General features: G+C 37.2%; 14 protein-coding genes. 2 read left to right on the top strand and 12 right to left on the bottom strand.

The window, feature by feature from the left end; genetic code table 11:
• Window positions 1–95 precede the first annotated feature (95 nt).
• The 6 genes from ACXQIQ_RS14920 to ACXQIQ_RS14895 all read right to left on the bottom strand — a co-directional run bounded on the left by ACXQIQ_RS14920 (window position 96) and on the right by ACXQIQ_RS14895 (window position 7,981).
• Window positions 96–2,327, bottom strand: a complete 2,232-nt coding sequence (locus ACXQIQ_RS14920; RefSeq protein ID WP_439301573.1) for a SpoIID/LytB domain-containing protein — start codon at window positions 2,325–2,327, stop codon at window positions 96–98.
• Between the two features lie 380 nt (window positions 2,328–2,707).
• Window positions 2,708–4,015 carry a UDP-glucose dehydrogenase family protein gene (locus ACXQIQ_RS14915; RefSeq protein WP_439301574.1) on the bottom strand — a complete coding sequence of 436 codons (1,308 nt, stop codon included), beginning with the start codon at window positions 4,013–4,015 and terminating at the stop codon, window positions 2,708–2,710.
• 20 nt (window positions 4,016–4,035) lie between these two features.
• Window positions 4,036–4,914, bottom strand: a complete 879-nt coding sequence (galU, locus tag ACXQIQ_RS14910) for a UTP--glucose-1-phosphate uridylyltransferase GalU (RefSeq protein WP_439301575.1) — start codon at window positions 4,912–4,914, stop codon at window positions 4,036–4,038.
• A gap of 271 nt (window positions 4,915–5,185) precedes the next feature.
• The gene (locus ACXQIQ_RS14905; RefSeq protein ID WP_439301576.1) at window positions 5,186–6,133 is read right to left on the bottom strand and encodes a hypothetical protein; all 948 of its coding nucleotides are present in this window, start codon (window positions 6,131–6,133) and stop codon (window positions 5,186–5,188) included.
• An 82-nt stretch (window positions 6,134–6,215) separates the two neighbouring features.
• Window positions 6,216–7,586 carry an O-antigen ligase family protein gene (locus ACXQIQ_RS14900; RefSeq protein WP_439301577.1) on the bottom strand — a complete coding sequence of 457 codons (1,371 nt, stop codon included), beginning with the start codon at window positions 7,584–7,586 and terminating at the stop codon, window positions 6,216–6,218.
• Between the two features lie 41 nt (window positions 7,587–7,627).
• Window positions 7,628–7,981: a hypothetical protein gene (locus ACXQIQ_RS14895; protein ID WP_439301578.1), complete on the bottom strand. Its 354-nt coding sequence runs from the start codon at window positions 7,979–7,981 to the stop codon at window positions 7,628–7,630.
• A 322-nt stretch (window positions 7,982–8,303) separates the two neighbouring features.
• On the opposite strand from ACXQIQ_RS14895, the gene ACXQIQ_RS14890 reads away from it, so the two are divergent.
• On the top strand, window positions 8,304–9,110 hold the full coding sequence (locus ACXQIQ_RS14890; protein ID WP_439301579.1) for a glycosyltransferase family 2 protein: 807 nt from the start codon (window positions 8,304–8,306) through the stop codon (window positions 9,108–9,110).
• 9 nt (window positions 9,111–9,119) lie between these two features.
• On the opposite strand, the gene ACXQIQ_RS14885 is transcribed toward ACXQIQ_RS14890, so the two are convergent.
• Window positions 9,120–10,229: a glycosyltransferase gene (locus ACXQIQ_RS14885; protein ID WP_439301580.1), complete on the bottom strand. Its 1,110-nt coding sequence runs from the start codon at window positions 10,227–10,229 to the stop codon at window positions 9,120–9,122.
• 158 nt (window positions 10,230–10,387) lie between these two features.
• Between ACXQIQ_RS14885 and ACXQIQ_RS14880 the strand changes: the two genes are divergently transcribed.
• Complete coding sequence (locus tag ACXQIQ_RS14880; RefSeq protein ID WP_439301581.1) at window positions 10,388–11,830, top strand: lipopolysaccharide biosynthesis protein; 1,443 nt, start codon at window positions 10,388–10,390, stop codon at window positions 11,828–11,830.
• Between the two features lie 44 nt (window positions 11,831–11,874).
• Here ACXQIQ_RS14880 and ACXQIQ_RS14875 read toward each other — a convergent pair whose 3' ends face one another.
• The 5 genes from ACXQIQ_RS14875 to ACXQIQ_RS14855 form a co-directional block, all read right to left on the bottom strand.
• Window positions 11,875–13,212 (bottom strand): cell wall-binding repeat-containing protein, encoded by a 1,338-nt coding sequence (locus ACXQIQ_RS14875; RefSeq protein WP_439301582.1) that lies wholly within the window; start codon window positions 13,210–13,212, stop codon window positions 11,875–11,877.
• A gap of 286 nt (window positions 13,213–13,498) precedes the next feature.
• Entirely contained in the window at window positions 13,499–14,248 is a 750-nt protein-coding gene (locus ACXQIQ_RS14870; RefSeq protein WP_439301583.1) for a hypothetical protein, read from the bottom strand.
• Between the two features lie 24 nt (window positions 14,249–14,272).
• On the bottom strand, window positions 14,273–16,363 hold the full coding sequence (locus ACXQIQ_RS14865) for a cell wall-binding repeat-containing protein (RefSeq protein ID WP_439301584.1): 2,091 nt from the start codon (window positions 16,361–16,363) through the stop codon (window positions 14,273–14,275).
• 204 nt (window positions 16,364–16,567) lie between these two features.
• The gene (locus ACXQIQ_RS14860; RefSeq protein WP_439301585.1) at window positions 16,568–19,078 is read right to left on the bottom strand and encodes an ABC transporter substrate-binding protein; all 2,511 of its coding nucleotides are present in this window, start codon (window positions 19,076–19,078) and stop codon (window positions 16,568–16,570) included.
• Between the two features lie 142 nt (window positions 19,079–19,220).
• Complete coding sequence (locus tag ACXQIQ_RS14855) at window positions 19,221–21,245, bottom strand: sulfatase-like hydrolase/transferase (RefSeq protein ID WP_439302015.1); 2,025 nt, start codon at window positions 21,243–21,245, stop codon at window positions 19,221–19,223.
• Window positions 21,246–21,452: the final 207 nt, after the last annotated feature.

Genomic DNA, 21,452 nt, shown 5'->3' with positions numbered 1-21,452 from the left:
TTATAACTTAAAATCTACTTTTCGATAATTGTTTTGACCAAAAAAGATAGGAGTAGTATCAATACCACCCCTATCTAATAAATCTATTCTCATATTTAATTCAAGATAAGGCTTTCAACCTCTGAAACGACTTGATCACTAACCGCACCTGGTCCACCCAAAATATAGGTATCCGGTACATTATTAAATGTTTTCAAGTAATTTTGAACCGGTGCTGGAACCTGGTCTTTGTAAGTCAGGATGACAGGGGCATCTACAGCAGCGGCATATGCGGAAGCTGGTAATGCATCAATGAATACATTCCCTTGTGCAAAGAACAGTTGAGACACACGGTAATTCATTTTTTCTGCAATTTCAATACTTGTGGCATATCGATCAGGACCAGATACTCGCTCCACCTGGTTCACGATGGAATCAATATATTTCTCCAAATTAGTTGATATTCTTGATTTACCACCAATAATCGTAACTTTATTGACTTTATTGTTCTTCAAGAAGGTTTCAACATCTTCAGGTAAATTGTTAGGATTCGTATACAAGATCGGAATCTGATTACTAGCTGCGTGAGAAGCAATCGATAACGCATCTGGTGAGGATTCGTCACCTGTTGTCAAAATGACTTCAGTCGTGTTGTTGATTTGTTCAGCAACTTCAATCGCAGTTGCAAAACGATCCGTTCCTGAAATTCGATTCACTTGAGCATTTGGATAAGCTTTTTCAAGCTCCGCTTTCACCTTGTCAGATATCGCACTTGTGCCACCTAGTAAGAAGATTTTTTTAGGACTCAACCTCTGAATTTCGTCTCTAACATTGTCTGGAATTTTGTTCGTATACGTAAGAAGCAATGGAGAGTCATACTTCTTGGCTAAAACACTTCCTGTCAAAGAGTCAATTGACAAGTCTCCGCGTCCCAACACAACAGCCTCTGATTTGTTTTCCCAAGCATGTTGAGAAATTGCGACACTTGTCCCATAACGGTCTTGACCTTTCAATCTACTAAAGTAATCTTCTTTATTAATTTCACGTACAAGTTTCGTTCCAGGATAGTAGAAATCAAGGATTTCATTATAATGTTTACCATCTTTGGACATTTGATAAGCACCGTATTGGCTCATCCCGATTCCATGACCGAACCCTGAACCTTTGACGATGAATTCACCGTTCACTTGCTCCACATTTTTAATGACTGGACTTCTCATCGTCGAAGTACCGATCATAAAACGAATATTGTAGGAAGTATCCTCTATCGTCTTTTTATAAGTCTTTATCTTGCCATCTTCCATGACATAATCCGTTGGAGTTTTAACAAAGTATTCAAATGTGAAAGTACCATTCAGTACATCATTTGCATTGCTTGGAGGGCTATCAAATGACATAGAATTAAATCTAACAACTTTGATTTCATTGTATTTTGAAATAGTCCCTTTGGATTGCAATCGACTAATGATACTATCCGTAATCGAGCGATCGACTTCATATGTATCATCCCACCACGAATCCGGCTTACTCAAATCCAATTTAGAAGTGTCGATCTGTTCTTTGTTTAAGGTAAATGACCAATCAGAATATGGCGAAATCTTTGCATCATAAGGATCTTTTTTCGTGTCAAAGTATGGGAGATTGGTTGTACCCCATGAGTTTTTATTTGTAAGAGTGCTTCCCCCATTTGAGGAGGAATAGAGTGCATTCACATATTCATTTCCATACTTCAATACTTTACCTTGTGTTTCCATAACAGCATCTGAAGTACTCAACCACCAGTCATACCCTCTATACACCTGGTGACTCTGTCCATCATCAATCGTTGTGGCGTTTCTTCTTAACACATATGTACGAGCTGCAACTGCTTGTGCTTTCAATGCTTCCATCCCACTATAGTAACCCCATGATTGAGGCATTTCACTTGGAACGACACCCTTCAGATAACTGACTAGATCAACCGTGTTGATTGGTCTGACATAACCATTTTCATTAATGAACTTTACAGCGCCAATGTATTCCATGTTCTCAAGAAGGACTTGACTATCTATAGAACCTTTAATGGTAGGTTTGAGAACAATTTCTGAAGCTTCCATCAATTTTTTACCGGAATTGAATAACGTTACTTTTGAACCTAATGCTGCGACAGAGTACCTTTCTCCCGGTACTAATTTCACAGATGAATTTTCAACCTGATAAGATCCGACAACATTGAAGTGAACATCCACTTGATTTCCAATATAGTTTACTAGACGGACATTTATATCTTTAGAAAAAGCCAGAGCAGACGAACTGAATGGAACAATGGCCATAATACAAGCCAATAGTATTGTTAATAAGGCACGCAATTTCTTGTTTCCCCCTTAAAAGTTTTAAATAAAATGATTACGATTTTTAACCCCTGCAAAGTTTGACAGAACCCCCCTTTTAAAGTCGAATCATGTTTAGTTTTGTTAATTTCAGGTTACCATATGTAATTTTGGAATAGTAGGTAATAAAATACTATATTGGTAATGAAATAATGTTAGTGAAGATTCACTTATCTAATATATCGACATTCCTCGTAAGAATCTTAATACACGAATATTAAAGATCTGAGAGAATATATATTAAAGGACTTATGGACTACCCATTACTTTAATTGGTATTTGGAAATATCTTATGAAATAAAAAATACGACCTGGAAAATCACCTTTTCCAGAGTCGCATTCCTCATCATCTCATTAAATTATCCTTGGACTAACGTCCTACCGATTGAGTCATAGTAGTAACCATGTTGGTCCATCTCTTCTAATTTAAAGATATTGCGTCCATCAATGATAACAGGTTGTTTTAATAGTTGTTTCGCTTTCTCTAAATCCAATTGTTTAATCTCATCCCACTCTGTAAGAATAGCGATGCAGTCTGCACCTTCGATTGCCACATACATATCGTCGACCGTTTTCAGACCATCAATCTCTTTCTTAGCATTTTCAGCAGCGATTGGATCAAATGCGACGACCTCGGCACCCAGCTTTTGAAGTTCAGGGATAACAGTTAAGGATGGCGCTTCCCTCATATCATCTGTATTTGGTTTAAAGGCTAAACCTAATACAGCGATTTTCTTATTAGATAGATCTCCATCAAATGCTTTTTTCAACTTATCAATCATTCTTAATCTTTGCTTCTTATTGATATCTTCTACAGCTTTCAAAATATCAAGTGAAACATCTTGGGAATCAGCGATATTAATCAGAGCACTGACATCTTTAGGGAAACAAGATCCACCATAGCCAATACCCGCGTTTAAGAATTGTGGTCCAATACGGCTATCTGCACCCATCCCTTTAGCTATCAGATCTACATTGGCGTTGAATTTTTCGGAAAGATTTGCGATGTCATTCATAAAGCTGATCTTCGTAGCTAAAAATGCGTTTGAAGCATATTTAATAATTTCAGCCGTTTCAACATCAGAAGCAATGATGTTGGATGTAAAAGGTTCATGTAATTTCTTCAAAAGCCTCTCAGCCTTTTCAGACTCAACACCAATTACAGCTCTTTCCATCTCCATAGTATCCTTAACAGCTGAGCCTTCTCTTAGGAACTCTGGATTGGAAGCGACATCGAATTCAAAATGGCCATCAGACGTTTCTTGAATAATCCTTTTAATCATGCTACCCGTGCCTACTGGAACCGTACTTTTCGTCACTATAACTTTATAGCCGTTTAAGTTCTCTCCAATTGATTTTGCTACATTCTTAACAAATCTAAGATCGGCTTCACCATTCTCTTTTGGAGGAGTTCCAACAGCAATTATGACAACATCAGCGGCTTCCATACCTTCTTGCAAATCCGTTGTAAACTTCAAGCGTCCTTCTGCACTGTTTTTTTGGACCAGTTCTTTTAAACCAGGTTCATAGATGGGAATAATGCTTTGTTTCAGCTTTTCTATCTTATCTGCATCTAAATCTACACAAGTAACATGATTTCCCACTTCACTAAAACACGTTCCAGACACAAGTCCAACATATCCTGTACCTATCACACAAATATTCAATGTACTTTCTCCTTTTAGCATTATCGGTCTTTTACAATTTCCTTCAACCACTGAAGTAACGGTTCTCCAAGATCACCACGTTGAAGTGCCAGTTCAACTGTAGCTTGTACAAACCCGTATTTATCTCCAATATCATATCTTCTACCTTCAAAGAGATAGGCGAAAATTCCTTGATCCATATTTAATTTCCGAAGTGCATCTGTCAATTGAATTTCGTTGCCTGCACCTGGCTCAAGATGTTCTAAGATATCGAGAATTTCTGGTGTAAGAATATAGCGTCCCATAATTGCAAGATTTGACGGCGCTTCTTCAATACTCGGTTTTTCAACCAAGTCATTGATCTCATATACCCGGTTGGTGTTATTAGGTGTATCCTTAGCGTCCACAATTCCATATTTGGAAACGTCCTCAGTTGTTACCTCTTGGACTCCGATGATAGAAGACTGTCTTTTCTCAAACTCATCAATCATTTGATGAAGACATGGTTCTTCTGAAACTACAATGTCATCACCAAGCATGACTGCAAATGGATCATTCCCTATAAATTTACGGGCACACCATATCGCATGACCGAGCCCTTTAGGCTCTTTCTGTCTAATATAGTGTATATCGGCCATGTCCGAGATTTTTTGTATTTTAGCTAATTCCGTGGTTTTACCTTTCTTTTCGAGGGATTCTTCTAATTCGAATGATTTATCGAAGTGGTCTTCAATCGCTCTTTTTCCACGACCAGTAACAATTATTATATCCTCAATGCCCGAAGATATAGCTTCTTCCACAATATATTGAATTGTAGGAGTATCTACAATGGGCAGCATTTCTTTCGGCTGCGCTTTGGTTGCTGGTAGAAAACGAGTACCAAGACCTGCTGCTGGAATTACTGCTTTTTTTACTCTCATTAACATTCCTCCTAAATCCATCTCTTAGAGTATCTTTTCAAAATTATTAGTTCTTTAGTATTCCATTTTGTTTGAACTTAATTACTCTTAAATAAGTGGCTTTATTCCTTTATACCCAAATTACGATCCTCATAAAAACATCATTCGTACAGAACAACGCAAGTATGACAGTATTGAATAATCCACTTTTATATTAACAGAGGTTGTTCATTTTAGATAATCATAACGATTTTAGAAATACGTAAACCCCACTCTAAAGCGGGGTTCTCAATCAAGATTTATCAAAAGGGTCAGCTAAAGTCAAAATCACTTCAACCACTCGTTCTTCCTCAGTAACAATTGAAATAGAGTATTCCCCCATCTTTTTATCTTTAAAATCATATCGTTCTTCCATTTCCTCTATAGGGAGATCGACAGGGATCACAATCTCTGTTAATAACTCTTTGCTTTCTTCATCTTCTTGCGTAAAACCAAGATAAGCATTATAGGCTGTATAATAATAATACTGTTTGACCATGCCACTACCTGCTGTAACTGTATTTGGTAACTCAAACCTGTTAATCAAGTCATCTTTACTAAATCCGAGAGGGAACGGCATTCCTTCTAGAAGCCCGACTTGTGCATACTGCATGAATTCTTTTGATAAAACCTTCTTATTGTTTAAACCTAGATCCACATCAAGGGTCAAGTACTTCGATAAGACCATCAACTCATCATCCGTAAATAAATCGTCTTCTTCAACACCTGGTTCAATAATTTGATGAAATGGTACGTCTTCTGTTCCAAGGAAAACACTTTCCACTCTATCCTGATTAAACTTCAATACGACTTTCTGTTTATCATCGTCTTCTTCTTTCTCTACGCTAAAGTAGATATATGAAGTATCCTCAGGGTTGTCTTCACCAAAGCCAAAAACAAATTCATGTAAATCATATTCCGAGAATTCAGCCATAACATCTTCTTTTGTCATATTCAGTGCAGTTTCATCAAGAATCTCAAATTCTGGATTGGTTGTGGATATGAAATGAGACTTTTTATATGGATTTAAATAAACCCTTAGTTCATGTTTAGGGAATTCATAATAAAGTTCTTCCTCTTCAACGGTTCCTTCAACAGCTTTATTAATATTATGAATGTCTTCCCCTATGCCAAAGCCGAATAACTTCAACTCATTTCCGATTGAATGATATTCTTTTGTATCAATTTCTTTCGTTTTCAAGGGCAAGATACAACCTGATAAGGTTAAACTTGTTACCAATATGACTGTGAGTAGAAATTTGCGCTTCAAATTGTTCACTCCATTACATTTCCTTTTCCTTGTCAGTAACCTCGCCTATTTTCGTCAGCAAGAATACAATTAATAGAACGCCCCAAAACCTAGGGGTGACAAAATCACTTCGATATAAAGATGTGACCAATAAGTGCATCAATTCTAAGAATGCAATTAAGAAATAGATGTTTCTTCTCACTCTTTTCAACAGGTTGAAAAAGAGATAACCTGCAGCAGCCATGATCAACGTAAACCCGATGATTCCATGTTCAAAAAGCAGGTCAATATACATATTGTTCGAAGAGACATTTAATCTGGATCCATCTTTCGGTAATATTTTCGTCTCTGATATGAACTCGAAAGCACCTGGACCATATCCAAATAATGCAGAGATGACAGAGTGATCAAATAACCAAAATAACGGCATCAAATACATGTAAATCCTACTGGAATGTTCAGGGTCAAACAGATTTTCCCGATTAAGGATCGGACTGAAAAACTTGGCGAATAGTTCGGGTTTCACAAGAATTGCAACAGCGACTGCAGCTACTGATAACCCTAAGAACATCCATATGTATTTCTTCGGTACTTTTGGGTGGAAAAGAATAAACAAAAATAATATCCCGAACATAATAAGCAAATTGAAATAAACTGCAACCGAGAAAGAAAAGATGAGTACAATCAATGCCGGTATCAATATAGCGATTACATAAATCCACTTTCTTTTGAATAATAAGTATCCAACAATCACCATATCAATGATAATCGGACCTAAATAACTTGGCTCATCCGCAAAAGAGGTAAGTCGGAAATCGAATAAAGTTAGTCCACCGACACTATGAACAAAGGATCGAGTCTCAATGTTCAAAAATGGAACGTTGAATAAAAAATACAAGAGCTGCCAAATCCCAATCGCCGTAATTAACAAAATGGAGATAGGATATACGTTGACGATCTTTTTGATTTTACTCAAATCAAGTTTAGAAAGGGTTTTATAACCAAAGTAGGTCATCCCGATAAAAGCGATGTAATATAACATCCTGGTGATCAAGGATTTTTTCAAATAAGAGACAAACTCCACACTATTTACCACGCTCGCAGTGAACAGAGCTGAAAAAATAGAAAGTATGATGGATAAGACAAATGCATAAATGAAGTATTTCATATATCGGTCAGCTATAGATATATATAAACCTTGCTCCTTCAATCCATATAAGACGTGATATACGATAAATAAACCTGCCATTCCTAATGTCAATACAGCAGGTGTTGGAATTGGCAGCATATGAATATATGGGTAGGAAGTTGTAAATTGAACCAATCCTAGGTAGATACAAAACGTAACAATAATAGTTGTTAGAAAGGGATTGCGTAAATGATCGAATTTAGAACGAAAGTTCATCAGCAGTAGTACTCCTTTAGTTGATTCTCAGCTTTATAATTCTATTTCGAAATGTAATAAATATCTTCTAAATAAAGTATGTCTTCTTGATCTTTCCATTCTGTCATGTAAATCAATTCTTCGTCTGGGTTGAAACGGTAGATCTTATTCTCCACTTCTGTCCGTTGAGATTTGAACTTCTTTGAATTGAGATCTTTCAAATGTGTAAACTCTTCTTTTGTCACCTTATGATCGTCACTTAGAAGGTGCTGAAATTCATTCCAGTTCATTTGCGTTATGTTGTTTCTCATATATAAATCCGCTTCAACTAGATTTCTGGATTTCAAAGGTTCTTGCCCACATCCAGAAAGTAATGCTATACAAAAAATCAAAGATAGTAAAATGAATGACCGCATAATAAACTCCTCGTACGAAATAATATGTAGATATATTAACCTTCGTATAAACATGAATTTTATGTCGAACTTATCTCCTATAAGTTCAATACAGAAAGAATACCAGATTTTCATGTATTTCTCTATAAGGAACAAATGAGAAATCTAACAATTTATTTAACCTTAGGATGGTTCAAAAGAATAATTTGATACCTATGTACAAATCTTCTTTCCATCAATAAAATATGTATGGAAAGTATTCTTTTAAAAGCTTTCATTTGCGGAAAGTTTGCATCATCAATTTTATGCTATAATACAGGTGATAAAGCCTTTATTCGTGAGGATGAACGTCATGATTAGTCTAATAGTACCTACACTAGGAACAAGAGAAGAAGAATTGAAAAGATTATTTGAGAGCCTAACTAACCAAACCTCACAAGAATATGAGGTAATTGTTGTCTCACAAGACAACCATGACATTGTTGAAGCGATTTTAAACCAGTTTTCTTTTTCTTCCAAACATGTGAAGATGCAGGAAAAAGGTTTATCTAAAGCAAGAAACGCAGGTTTGAAGCATGTCGAAGGTTCAATACTAACATTCTCAGATGATGATTGCTGGTATGAAAACAGTTGTTTCGAAGAAGTACAAACCTCCTTTAACAATACTAATTCAGATATCCTATGCTTTCAGATTTATGACCCGATTCAAAATGTCTACTATAAAGAATACCCTTCAGACAGCCAACAAACAGTACCGTTGAAGGGGTTATTCCGAAAATCATCGATTGAGATTTTTTTGTCTTTAGAGAAAGTAAAAATTGAGGATATCGCTTTTGATGAACAATTTGGATTAGGAGCAAAATATCCATCAGGTGAAGAGAACATCTTCCTTTTCAGCCTCTATAATAAAGGGTATAAAAAGATTTCCTACATTCCCAAAAAAATCATCTTTCATAAGAAACCGACGATGGAGTCGCGAATTAATCACAAAACGTTTATCGGAAAAGGGCCTATGTTCAAAGAACTTTTTAATACGCCTGTCGCTTTAGGCGTACTGACTCTTTTCTTCTTCAAGAAAGCGAACCACTTGGATAAACCGATTTACACGTATCTTCATTCCATAAAAGAAACATTCAAATATAAAAAATAGGAGTGAACCTTAGCTGGTTTCACTCCTTTTACTTGAAGTAATATCTTCGTACAACGTTCTCATCAACTCTGCATTTTGATTCCAACTATATTGTTGCTTGATGTGTTGCACACCTTGTTCTCCCATTTTCTTCCTTAAAGCAGGATCGATCATCAATTGTGTAATCTTTTTCGCTATTGCCTTTGGGTCTTTTGGAGGAACAATATAACCTGTCTTCCCATCCAATACAACCTCTGGCAATCCCCCAACATCAGAAGCGATTACAGGAACCCCACAAGCCTGAGCTTCGACGGCGGCTACACCAAAACTTTCAATAAGCGATGGTACAACAAAAATATCCATATCCGAGATGACTTGAGGCACTTGATCGTGCGGAACTTTACCAGTAAAGGTAATCGTATTCTCTAACCTATACTTTTTTGCGAGCCGTTTATAATACTCCAAGGATGGACCGTCTCCTACAATTTTCAAATGAAGGTTTGAAAATTCTTCAACAGTCAATTGGTTTTTAAGATACCTGAAGGCTTTAATCAAGTACTCAATCCCATATTTTTCTTCCATCCCTTTAACAATGCCAACCGTAACTGTTTTTCTATTTTCATTGTGATGATCTTTTGGCGAAAACCTTGTAGTATCCACACCAAAAGGAGTGATAACCAAAGGTTTATCTTGAACGTAATTCAACGTTTCATTCATTAAAGCATTACTTGTTGCACATATTACATCTGCCTGCTTTAATACATATCGAATAACGTTCCGGTTAATCAGATTACGTCGGGGGAAATCATAAATATCCGAACCCCATACTGAAACGACGAATGGTTTGAAATTTACTCGGGAACCAATAAGCCCATAACTTGATACATAATGGGCATGGAGTAAGTCGGGCTGTTCCTTATTAATAATCGACTGCAGCTGCCGTGCGGTGAATAGGTAAGAAAGCTTCCCGTTGAACTTCAATTCCAAATACTCTCTACGAACATTTTTCCAGTTGTGAGATGTATAATCTTTATGATTTTCCAGGCTGACATTAATCGTCTCTATTCCTAATTCTTCATAATAGTCCAACCATTTTATTGTATGTACGTTATTGGCAGGTGCCAGAATAATGATTTTCATGCTACCACTCTCTCAATGCCTTCATCAATCTTTCTCTATTTTATCACAACTTAGCCACTATTTAAGCTCTTGATTGAAATCAAATATGATATTGTAAATAATATTGGATTAAAGTAAAATTAATCAGTATGACATTTATAGACAAATGAGGAATTAGAATGCTTAAACATACATTGAATTACTTTCTAGCGAAAGGGTTGCCAGGCATCATCAATTTTGTTGCCATTGCCGTTTACACCCGTATGCTGGAACCAAAAGAATATGGTGAGTACGCGCTTGTTCTTGCGGCTGTTACGTTCGTCAATGCATCTCTCTTTCATTGGTTGAAGCTCGGCATGTTACGCTTTAGTGCGAGACACAATGATACGGAGAAAGAACAAATCACCTTTTTCAGTTCTATTATCGCAACGTTTTTATCTATGATCTTGCTTTCTGTATTACTAGGTACAACCGGTGGTTTTCTATTTATACAAGAGCCTCATTTAAGATATCTTTGGTTATTAGGACTAGCACTTTTATGTACATTAAGCGCATTCGAATTATTAACGGAATTCGTGAGAGCTGAATTACGATCTAAACTGTATGGTGTACTTACTCTGATTAAGGTAATTAGCTCACTAGCCTTTTCGTATCTATACATCAAATTAGGGCTTGGTGGGGATGCAATCATTCTCGGTCTGATTACAGGAACATCATTGGCTGCAATCTTCATTCTACCAAGATATATCCACCGATTGAAATTGAATACGATCGATCGTTCATTAATTAAGGAAGTCGTGATGTATGGACTGCCATTCATAGCAACTTTAAGTATGGAATATATCATACTTACTTCAGACCGTTTCCTTCTCAATCAGTTTGTAGGTACGAATGCGACAGGAATCTATGCTGTTTCCTATGATCTGTCTAAACAGATCCTTATGTTGATCATGATTATCGTCAACCTGGCGGCATATCCTTTAGTTGTTCGGGCTTTGGAAAAGGAAGGATTAGAAGCATGTCAAAATCAACTAAGACAAAACACGACGTTACTATTTATGATATCTTTACCGGCAGTCGCTGGTTTGATTATTCTAAGTCAACCTATCGTAGAAGTATTCCTAGGAGAGGCTTATCGTGAAAAAGGGCAAGTGATCTTCTCCTTAATCTCTATTGGTATCTTTATACAGGGAATTAAGATGTTCTATTTCGATTTAGCCTTCCAATTAGGGAAAAATACGAAACTTCAAATATGGCCAGTTCTAGTGGCTAGTATATTAAATGTTGTATTAAATCTATTCTTGATTCCTAAATACCAAATATATGGTGCTGCCTATTCGACCATTAGTGCTTACCTTGTATCACTTATCTTAAGCGCTTTAATAGGAAAGAAAATCTTTCCTTTGGTATTCCCTTGGCTGAACGTATTAAAGATTTTCATAGCCGTCTCTGCCATGAGCGCCATATTACTCTTTCTTGAATTTGAGAATTCGATTGTAACATTAATTGTTAAGAGTGCCATCGGGATCATTGTTTTCCTGATCTCAACGTATCTTCTGAAAATTGATGAAGTCATGATTGCCATATCAAAAGCAAAAAGGATCCTCGCCAAAAGGATATAAAAAAGGGATGAACTCGTCTTTAGAGTTCATCCTCTTTTTATGTATTAGAAAATTTGTTTTGATCCTAAGTAACGTGGTCCCCAATAGTATGGGCTGTTCACTTCACTTACTGTTACTCCATTAGACGAGCTGGAGTGTATGAATTTCCCATCCCCTAAATAAATGCCTGCGTGTGATGGACCTGACTTGTAGGTTTCAAAGAATACGACATCGCCGATTACTGGCTCTTTAACTTTCTTTCCTGCATTCCAAATATCACTAACTGTTCTAGGAATGTTCACACCGTTGTTATCGTACACATAGTTCAAAAATCCACTGCAATCAAATCCCGACGGGCTTGTCCCTCCCCATTTATATGGGACCCCTTTTTGAGCTTTTGCGGTAGAAATGATATCGTCGACATCGATCTTTAGTTCATTGATGACATGATGTGATACAGCGCTTGTACCACCTAGGACTGAGAACTTACTTAAACGGCTTGTCCGAACATCTTTACGAATTTCATAAGGAATTTCATTTTGTTCGACTAATAAAATCGGTGCATTTTGTTTCGCTGCTAATACTGAACCCGTTAAAGCATCAGCAAAGTTTTTACCAGTTGTAACGAATGCTTTGGTAGAAGACCCATAGAACTTATCGAAAACTTTCGAACCAGTATGGTACCGGCTGCTACCTGAAATTCGTTCTGGGCTCTTACCATTTAGTTGTGAAATGACGTTATTACTAATGACACTTGGACCGCCAACAACAATTGTGTCATTGATACCTTTTAACGCTGATTTCGTTTCACCAGGTAAACCATTTGTGTTGGTTAACAAGATTGGGTAACCGTTTCGTGCAGCATAAGATGATATGGATAAGCTATCTGGAAAGTTCCAACCGTAAACAATTACAGCTTTAGATGGATTCCCCATTTTAGATGCTATTTTAGCTGCTGTGTCATATCGACTGGTTCCACCGATACGTTCTACCGTACGTGATTTTCCACCTACTGTTTTCAGTGCTTTCTCAACGTTACCTGATACTGCACTGTTTCCGCCTAGAATGATGATTTTAGATGGATTCAACCGAGCAATTTCCTTCGCAGTTGTTCCACTTAGTTGATCTTTCCCCGTCAAAAGGATCGGTGCATTCATTCGATAAGCTAACGGTGCTCCTGCAAGTGCATCTGCGAACCCGTACCCTTCAGCGATTAAAACAGTGTTCGCTCCTTTTGGCCAACCTGTTTTGGAAATTTGAACAGCTGTTGAAAAACGATCAGAACCGTGAATTCGATCGACACTGTTTGGAGCTGCAGAAGCCTCATTCTGATGAACGATTAATGCAGTCACTACCAAAAATGACACGACAAAAAACCGTACTAAAGAAGTAAACTTTATCAACCTTTCTCCCCCTGTTCTTCTTTTCCCCTTATGACTTACTGAAGTAATGTATGGATGTCATGTAACTTGATCTCTAAAGAAAAATGTATAGATTATGTATCAATGGATAATTAATGTCGTCATAGAAGAATTTGTTAAGTATTAAAAACAACCTAGTTCTCATTATAAATGAAATGAAACAAAACTTACTTTACAATAACATTACAAATCTACAGCATTCTACAATAATTTTGTAACAAAAAAGCTATCGAGAGTCGTTCTCGATAGCTTTAGTTCAGTGAACTATTTAATTTGTTTCAACAGATTCTAATTGCGTTTCAACCTTGTAGCCATTATCACCCGTTACATTATAAATCTCCTTCACCATGCCAAATTCTGGAGCGTAATACATGGTGTGAATGGTTTCATTTTCGCCTTCCATAAATGTCCTTTGGACGACGATTGTGTCTTTAAATGTTTGAAATGGTGTCTTTGTTTCTACATTTTCTTCAATGATCTGCCAATCTGATTGATCACCTTTTCCGGTCTTACTTTCTGATAATAATATCTCGGTATTATCAATTGGCTTGAACGTGTCTAAAATATTTTCATCTTCATTAGAAGGATTACTCTGTTCATAGATTCTTTTAATTTCCGAAGAATCCCACTTCAAAACTTGCATGGTTTTCATATCCCCAAGGATTAAAAGCCGTTGGACATACTGACCATTCGTTGCAATGATTTTCTCTTTCAATGTGTATCCACCCGTCTGTTGGAATACTTTCAACATTCCGGTTGAAGGACGAAGATTCTTGACTCGACTTTCCTCTTTCGTTTCTTCTTTGTCCTTCTCAGAAGAATCCTGATCCTCTTGCTCCCCATTCTCTGAATCGGAAGTCTGTGTTTCTTCATCGGAAGCTGATTCATTTTCAGATGTGGTTTCTGTTTCTTCTTTTTTCTCTTCTGCGTTTTTTTCTTCTGTTTCTTGAGAAGAAGTAGGGCTACAACCAACAAGCAAAATCATGAGTAACCCTATTATTGTGATCAACTTTTTCATAGGTGTATCTTCTCCTCTTTAATATTAATAGACCTTGTTCCCAATCATTTGTATTTGTTGTGATGATACAACTCCACCTATTTGATAGATGTTTCGGACATCATTAGAGATTCCGTATTCTAGAAGAGCTGCTTTCACAAGCACATTTGAATTGTTACCGACTAAAACGATTGGTGAGCCAGTTTTAACTGATAATGCAGAAGCCGCTAATGCATCCGGGAATTTATCACCTGTTGAAACAATAAGGTCATCTGAGTTAAACATCGATTGGAATTCATTCAATACCGCTGCTAATGTTTCATAACGGTCTGTACCAGATAGACGTTTTACGTTAGATGAACCAACACTGTTTTTGATTTCATTCTCAACAGAAGAAGAAATAACACTGGATCCACCTACTAGGTAAACTTTCTTACCCTTTAGATACTGTAACGAGGTCTTTTCAATTTCATTATCTTTCGTCAATACAATCGCCATGTTATTTGCCGATGCAATTGGAGCTGCACTTAATGCATCAGGGAAATTCTGACCTGAAGCAACAAACACTTTATCAACATTCTTAAGTTCTTGATTAATCTTTATGTTGGTTTCGTAACGGTTTTTACCCCTGATACGTTGAACCTCTTTCACCATACCTTTAAGCTTGTTTTCAACAGATGGTTCAATCGCATTCGATCCACCCACGATGATCACTTTCTCTGCACCGAGTCTTTTAATTTCACTTTCTACAACAGATACCAATCGATCTGAATAGGTCAATAAAATCGGCGCATTATCTTTCATAGCTGCCATAGGACCTACAGACAGTGCATCAGCGAAATCATAAGCTGTCGTTAGGATGACTGTCTTTTCGGATTTGTTTGCTGCAAAACCATTTGGATATAGCTTCTTCGAAATTTCAACTGAGGTGTGGAATCGTTCTGCACCTTTCAGAACTTCCTGGTTCAACTCTTTTGTTGTTTTCTTCCCAGAAACATTCGTCCAAAGGATATCTCCTCTGTTTTTTCGCTGGATACTTACTTGTTTAGAGTATGATTTTGCAAAATTCAAGGCTGTTTCATACTCATAAAAATCTTTTACTAAGCTTCCATTACTATTTACGACTTGATATGTCTTGTCGATATAATTTGACCAAACAATTTCCTCATTTTTAACATGGACAACATTCACTTGCTTTCTTGCTTTTGCGTAATCAATCGCTTCAGATTCTGTAACGAATTTACTTAAGGTTCCGTTTGTCTCATGAACGACTGCAAATGCTTTTTCTATATTCGAGTACACTTTTGTTTCATTAAACTTGTCATACACATATACGTTTTGTTGACCTTTTGCGTAGTTAATCGCATCACTCTTAGACTTGTAAACTTTTAGCCTTTGATCATCTTTCGTGAATACTTCAAAAACATGATAGTACTCAACCACTGCATCTTTAATTGCTAATGCGCCTTTTAATCTATGGGAGTATGAACGAATTAAACTTTCCTCTTGAGGATTGGACATATAACCCATCTCGAGTAGCAAGGCAGGGACTTGTGCATTTCGAATCATATAGAATGCCTGGTTGTTTCGAATGCCTCTATCAACCATTCCTACTTTATTTACAACCGTAGGATGAACCGTATGTGCTAGTCTTTGACTTTCAGCCTCATAGCTTACTTGAATAGGATCTGGAGGATATTCCGGATCATATGCTTTACTCTTAGAGTAATAATAAGTTTCATGGCCGCGGGTATATATGTTATATGGATTGGCATTATGATGAATCGATAGCAAGATTGTTTGATCTCGGTTTGCTTTTGCAAAATCATTGGCAATCTTCATTCGATTCGCTAAATCAGTATGTAAAGGTTTACCGAAGTGCATGTCCCGATCTCGTGTCATGTAAACCTTGAAGCCTTCGTTCTCGAGTGCTGCACGTAATTCTTTAGCAATACTCAAGTTCGCATGTTCCTCATGGTAACCGGTTTGTGAACCTGAGTAACCAGTTGTGCCTGAATAGTCACCACCGTGTCCCGCGTCAATAATTACCGTCTTCTGGGCGTGCGTCAACATAGGAATTGCCATAAATACCGCAAATCCTATGAGGAAAGAGATATAAAGTTTTGCCTTCCCCATTCTGTTCCTCCTTAAAATTTTTAGTCTAGTAATATAATATTAATTCTAACTCCTAATTAGAGGAATTTCGACATACAATTTACCTATTTTCCATATTTTTAGTAAATAACCGACATATTTTTTTATTAGTACATTCATTTTTTCATTACGCTAAAATGTTATACATAAAAAAGAGACAGAACGTTTTCTGTCTCTTTTCTCGAATTATTTCTTTGACGCCCATTTAAACGATTGTAGATTCTCTATACCTGCCGTTTCCCTGATGATTCCAGAAAGATTCTCTTTTTGTAAATACGGTGTTCTGTGTTGATAGACTGGTATGACTCCTGCCTGCTCAACGATGAGAAGCTTCTCTGCGTTCTGCATATTCTTCCAACGATTTGCCGCTAACATGTCTTCCACTAAACCATCAAATTGGCTGTTAAGGTAATTGCCATAATTGTATGAACTCGTTGCAGTGAATACTTCAAGGAAGTTAGAAGGATCTCTGAAATCCGCTCCCCATCCAGTGAAATACAAATCAAAGTCACCATTCGACGCTTTATTCAAGAGTTCCGAAAAACTTGGTGCCACGACGTTCACTGTCAAACCAGGCAACTTGCTTTCCAAGTCTGCTTTCACAATTTGACCTGTATTTGTACCTTTTTCAGAAATGAGCAAATCAAGCTCCACAGTACTCATACCTAATTCCGTTTTAGCTTCAGACCATAATTGTTGAGCTTCAGAACTAGTCCCTAGGTCAAAAGACGGATACAAGTTTCTAAAATCGGTCGTTCCATTATAACTAAATTCTTTTGGTACCAAATACGTTGCTGGTTGATGTAATCCTCCAAAACCTTGATCAACCAATTTCTTTCGATCAACCGATGCAGAAAGAGCTTTTCGTAGTTTTGTATTCTGGAAGATTGCCCTGTTATGGTTGAGTTCAATAAACCATGTGATTGGCTCAAGTGTTGCCAAATATTCTGGCTTCGATTGAATTTCCTGATTGATTTCATCCAACACTGCTAGATCTAATTGATCCATATTAAATAGATTTACAGCTGTATTGGTATCCTTCGTAACTTGTACATGAATTTCGCTCAAATCGACATTCAAATGGTCCCAATACAACTCATTTTTTTTATATGTCCACTTACCATCCTTTTTCCATTCAGAAATGATGAATGGTCCATTATAGTAGGTATTGTTTTGTTCGCCTCCAAATTCCCTCCCCAAGTAGGTCCACCGTGGTTGTGGGAAATAGACTGGGTTTGCTGTGTTATAAGCAAAATAAGGAACGCTTCGTTCAAGTTCTACCTTCAATGTATGATCATCAATCGCTGAAACACCCAAATTCTCAGTCATTGCATACATTGGATCCTGCCAATCTTGAATAGCTTTTGCATTCTTAATATCATGCATCAAGTAAGAATAAACACTGTTTGTAAATGGATGAAGTGTATGCTCCCACGTCCTCACAAAATCTTCTGCCAATACTGGGCGATTATCAGACCATTTTGCATCCTTACGTAAATGGAAAATGAATTCCGTATAATCTTCATTTGCTTCATAGGTCTTTGCCACTCCTGGAAGCAGCTTGTGATCCGGTCCTATTCGGAACAACCCTTCCATAACATTGTTGATTGTTTCAAGTGAAGTTGAGTCGCTTGCAATTTTACTGTCAAGCGTCATATATGGGTCAAATGCATTCATTGTAACTGTGTGGTCTTCAACTTTCATTTCATTCGTCAAGTTGAGCCCTTCCATGACATTTGACTGAATCGCCTCCTTTCCACCAATTACAAAAACTTTCTGGTAGTTGGATTGAAGGAAGTTCTTGACATCCGTGACAGCTGAATCATTATCACTGATAATGATATGAGCGCCCAGTCTCGCCGCTAATCCCGCAGAAGCAACAGCATCTGGATAATCTTCCTTTTTACTGCTGGTCGATGTTCCTCTTACCATTAAAGCCCGCTCTGTTTTGTCGAGCGTCGAAAGTGCAGCCACATTCGTCAAATAACGGTTCTTCCCGGACTTTCTCGTTACTTTATAACCTTGTGCCTTCAATTTGTTTTCAAGTTTTTCACTCAAGACCCCTGTCCCGCCATATAAGGCAATCTCTTTAATAGACTTTGGCAGTTCAATTGGCAATGTGTCATGTGTTGCCAGATAAACAGGAACTCCGTTCAATGCAGCTTCAGAAGCAGCCGATACGGCATCAGCCACACGACTTCCATTGACGATCAAGGCTTTCGTACTGATGTGAGCATCTGCATGCGCATTGATCATCGCCGCTGTGTAATAACGATCTTTTTTACCTGCACGATGAACAGTGTATCCAAGATCCTTCAACTGGTTTTCAATCCCAAGGGATATCGCACTTGTCCCCCCTACAAGATAAACCTCATTTGCATTGAGACGAGCCATTTCATCTAATACCTCTTGACGAAGCTTCGTTGGAGAAGTCAAGAGGATCGGACCATCAATATAGCCGGCTAAATTAGACGCTGCAAGGGCATCGATTGGATTATCTGCACGTGCTAAAATGACATCCTGATTACCCCCGTGTAATCCTAATGGCCAACCCATTTTGGACATTTCGATCGCTGTTAAGATACGATCTTTTCCTGAAATCCGCTCATAGGAATCTGTAGCAGCATGACTTTGATGTACACCAATCATCATCATGATGGTCATTATTCCAATGAACCAGTACATTGTTCTTTTCATGTGTTTCCCCCCTTAAAGTTACAACTCTTATGTCGACGATTAAGAGGTACTTTTTTACTAAAATAGAAATATATTTCCTAATTGGGTCTAAAGACACAAAAAAAGATCTTCTCAAGTGAGCTTGAAAAGATCTCATAAACGTTTATTCAAATAAAATATCCTTGCTATATTGTTCTCCTGCCAACAGGTCATATTCCAAAAGTTTGTAGTCTTTTAGAAGCTGAGCTTGTTCTTCGCTAAGCTTTTTAATTGGCTGCCCATCTTTACCGATTTTAAGTGAGGCTTTCAACCCTGGAATTTCTTGCTTTATCTTCTCTAAGAACGAGTAGAACGGTGGTAAATCCATTCCTGCATACTGCATGACGGTAGGAGGAAGGAAAGCTGGACTTACCGTACCTAATTCCGTTTTGTTGATGGGATAATTCGCATATATGAACAATGGCGTCTCTGAATACTTCCGATTTGTAGTCTCAGGCGGCAGACCTTCTGTATAATTCGCGGCTTTATAGATGGCCTTATCGGTCCCTAAAATCGGCAAATGATCACCCCAGAAAACAACCATAGTCGGTTCTTCCAACGTATTCAGATAATCTACTAATTGTTGAGTTGCCTGATCACTGCGCTTAATGCCTTCTACGAAGACTTCTAATTCAGTTTTGTAGGCCTGAGATAGCCCTTCTACTTCTATCGTATTTTCATCGAACCTTCCTTCTAGATAAGGAAAATGATTTTGCATGGTCACAGCATGGATGAAGGCCGGACCTTTACTTTTTTCCAGTTCTTTAATGATCTCTTTTGTAACGGATTCATCTGAGATATAACTTCCGTCTTTTTCTGTGAATTCCATAGAATTCATATGAAGGAATGAGTCAAAACCAAACTTATCATATACTCTGTTACGCTTATAAAAAACCTTATTGTACGGATGAATGGCGACTGTAGAATATCCTTTGTCCTTTAATACACTCGCTAATGTAGGAAATGGATTCTGATGGTCAACCATATTTTGAAAAGGCGTAACGCCGGCTCTAACGAAGGACATGCTAAATCCAGTCAAGGCTTCAAATTCGACGTTAGCCGTTCCTCCTCCAAACATAGGTGAGAGAATCTTTCCAGAAGGATATTGCTGTTGAATTTTTCTTATATTCGGTAATGGGTCTTCACTTAAATTGATATTTTCAAATTCAGTCGGGTCCCAAAACGCTTCATTCATGATATAAATGATATTCGGATTTATTTCCTCTTCAGGGACATTGCGGCTATCATAACGAGCTTTTAAGTCTTCCGCTAGCTTCACAACATTTTTTTTATTATATCCATCGGGTTTTTCAAAATTATCCCCTTGTAAATTAGAGAGAAATGCAAACACAAATCCATTGTCACGATAATTGGAAAGCTGATTCCACCCAATCAGATCCAAACTTGTTGATTCCACAAAGTCTTTCATAAAGGTCTTTGGGTAAAACGTAAAGGAGTAGATCATAAATAATACTACAGGTACTACGATCAGACGCTTCCACCATTTTATTGTCATTTTCGGGAATGAACGAAGTGCCAGTACGAATAGGGCAATCAAACCGATTAAGATGATGATCGTCCAGATGGACAGATAACTCATAACCATTGGCAGGACTTCTTTCATATGCCCTATTTGTGAAAAATCGGATGGAAATAAAGGCTCGATCCGGAACTTCAGCTTATTGTAATGGGTATAGCCTAATGTGATACCAATCAGCAGGAATATGATTGTGGAAGTGAATGGATTTCCGATAACCAAATAGATTAGTAAAGCAAAAAAGAATACATAAAAGGAACCCATCAAAAACAACTTGGAATTCAATTGGATCCAATCGATCGTTCGATCTAAATTGAACAGCTTTTGTGATAATTGAAAGAATAGATTCACTAGCAGTGATGATCCTATTAACAGGATGGATGTCGTTAATAGTTTTCCATACCATTGATTAAAGAAATCGGACTGATTGATATGATCAATCATTTTAATCTGAAATTTATATGTGCATAGGAGAACCCCAAAAGAGGTCCCAAGATACATTAGTGATGCTTTTGTATTCATTTGAGTCCAATCAATCATTTGATCGACATCAAACATGAATACGAATAACTGTACAAGCGTATATAAAGCAATTGCGAATATAAAATTCACAATACCCAACACTGCCCATCTACTAAAAGACTTTTTAAACAACATACAAAACAACCCTTTACTTTTATTACAATACAAGTATCTATTATATTACAAATGTAAAGGGAATGTAAATTTAAGTATTTCTACTAAACAAACGTTTGTTTAAATTGAAAATTCCTTATTAATCATACAAAAAATGCCCTCAATCAAACGTTTGATTGAGGA

This window comes from Pseudalkalibacillus sp. Hm43 (assembly GCF_054170705.1).
Note: the sequence above shows the minus strand (reverse complement) of the source record. Positions and strands in the feature narration are given on the sequence as shown.

What these genes read in the sequence shown, in the direction of transcription:
- ACXQIQ_RS14860 (WP_439301585.1), bottom strand. Translation starts at nt 19,078, where the DNA reads ATGAAAAGAACAATGTACTGGTTCATTGGAATAATGACCATCATGATG.
- ACXQIQ_RS14880 (WP_439301581.1), top strand. Translation starts at nt 10,388, where the DNA reads ATGCTTAAACATACATTGAATTACTTTCTAGCGAAAGGGTTGCCAGGC.
- galU (WP_439301575.1), bottom strand. Translation starts at nt 4,914, where the DNA reads ATGAGAGTAAAAAAAGCAGTAATTCCAGCAGCAGGTCTTGGTACTCGT.
- ACXQIQ_RS14890 (WP_439301579.1), top strand. Translation starts at nt 8,304, where the DNA reads ATGAACGTCATGATTAGTCTAATAGTACCTACACTAGGAACAAGAGAA.
- ACXQIQ_RS14900 (WP_439301577.1), bottom strand. Translation starts at nt 7,586, where the DNA reads ATGAACTTTCGTTCTAAATTCGATCATTTACGCAATCCCTTTCTAACA.
- ACXQIQ_RS14865 (WP_439301584.1), bottom strand. Translation starts at nt 16,363, where the DNA reads ATGGGGAAGGCAAAACTTTATATCTCTTTCCTCATAGGATTTGCGGTA.
- ACXQIQ_RS14885 (WP_439301580.1), bottom strand. Translation starts at nt 10,229, where the DNA reads ATGAAAATCATTATTCTGGCACCTGCCAATAACGTACATACAATAAAA.
- ACXQIQ_RS14870 (WP_439301583.1), bottom strand. Translation starts at nt 14,248, where the DNA reads ATGAAAAAGTTGATCACAATAATAGGGTTACTCATGATTTTGCTTGTT.
- ACXQIQ_RS14895 (WP_439301578.1), bottom strand. Translation starts at nt 7,981, where the DNA reads ATGCGGTCATTCATTTTACTATCTTTGATTTTTTGTATAGCATTACTT.